This is a genomic window from Vibrio sp. 10N.222.48.A3, from assembly GCF_041475345.1.
GTDB lineage: Bacteria > Pseudomonadota > Gammaproteobacteria > Enterobacterales > Vibrionaceae > Vibrio > Vibrio tasmaniensis_A.
Map to the genome: position 1 here is coordinate 1 of NZ_JBFRVX010000819.1, position 888 is coordinate 888.

At 40.8% G+C, this 888-nt stretch carries 2 protein-coding genes; one reads left to right on the forward strand and one right to left on the reverse strand.

Annotated features, from left to right (window positions below; genetic code table 11):
• A partial coding sequence (locus tag AB4653_RS20220) for a rhodanese-like domain-containing protein (RefSeq protein ID WP_372105165.1) occupies window positions 1-317 on the reverse strand: 317 nt, incomplete at its 3' end.
• Between the two features lie 288 nt (window positions 318-605).
• Between AB4653_RS20220 and AB4653_RS20225 the strand changes: the two genes are divergently transcribed.
• Window positions 606-888, forward strand: a 283-nt coding sequence (locus AB4653_RS20225) for a GDP-mannose 4,6-dehydratase (RefSeq protein ID WP_372105167.1), incomplete at its 3' end; no start/stop codon positions are given.

Here is an 888-nt window from a genome sequence, read left to right on the forward strand (position 1 = left end):
GTTTGACCTGTCTTACATACTACGATGATTGGGTCGGCTTTGTGGCTTTCAAGGCTACCAAAGCTATTTGCTTTGATATCTGACGGCAAAATGTGAACTGCGTCAGTAATATGGCCCTTTTTGAACTCATCCTTAGTACGAATATCAACCACAACACCGTTTTCACGATTAATCATGTGTGTGGTTTGCGCTGCCGTGATCTCTTTGTAAGCTGCGTTTGATGTCTTGATAACGTTCGCAATGATGGCAACAACCAAGCCGATCCATACGATGGCTAAAATCATATTATCTTGAACAAATGGAACTAACTCTTGCATACCTTGAACTCTTATTCGTTATTGGGCGAAAAACTATAGGCCAAGAGTATAGCGAGATTTGGAGTTTGGTGTACATAGGATTATCAAACTTTGAACACTCTCAGGAGCAAAGTTTAACGATTTTTTTTGATTATATTTCCCGTTACATAGATAATAGCTGTATTTACATTTTTAGTTTTAAATGCGCAGTGTGGTTTTCGCTTATTGACCAAAGGGCGGTAGCGTGCCTGATAGTAGTGCTACTGCGTGTTGGTCTGTTGATTATCAAGGTTTATTTTAGGAGTTTTTGTGAAGATATTAGTCACCGGTGGTGCTGGTTTTATTGGCTCAGCAGTTATACGTCACATTATAAATAAGACAACGGACAGTGTGGTAAACGTTGATAAACTCACTTATGCAGGTAATCTAGAATCTCTTATAGAAGTAGATTCGAATGGACGTTACGCGTTCGAGCAAGTGGATATCTGTAATCGTTCAGAGCTTGACCGAGTGTTCTCTGAGCACAAACCGGATGCTGTCATGCATCTAGCTGCTGAGTCACATGTTGATCGCTCTATTACCGGCCCTGCAG